Below are 262 nucleotides of genomic sequence, written 5' to 3' on the forward strand. Positions count from 1 at the left end.
CGTGCTCGCCCTCACCGGCGCCATCGCGCCGCTGCTGTGCTCCGCCCTCGGGCACGAGGCCGTCACCTCGGCCGGTCCCACCTTCGCGGTCTCCGGACGCCCCGGCCTCTCCCTCCTGGTGACCGTCGGCATCGGACTCGCCTACCAGGTGGCGGTCCTGTTGATCACGGCGATCGGCGTCGGCGGCAGCGCGATCCTGCACCGCCCCGCCCACGGGCATGCGGTCATCTCCGTCCTCGTCTACCTCGGCGCCGGGCTGCTG

At 74.0% G+C, this 262-nt stretch carries 1 protein-coding gene; it reads left to right on the forward strand.

Annotated features, from left to right (window positions below):
• Positions 1-262: hypothetical protein (locus MJ643_RS30930; RefSeq protein WP_247727344.1), on the forward strand; the 262-nt coding region annotated here is incomplete at both ends.

Origin of the sequence: Pseudomonas sp. PNPG3, from assembly GCF_023093815.1 — a bacterium.
Taxonomy (GTDB): domain Bacteria; phylum Pseudomonadota; class Gammaproteobacteria; order Pseudomonadales; family Pseudomonadaceae; genus Aquipseudomonas; species Aquipseudomonas asiatica.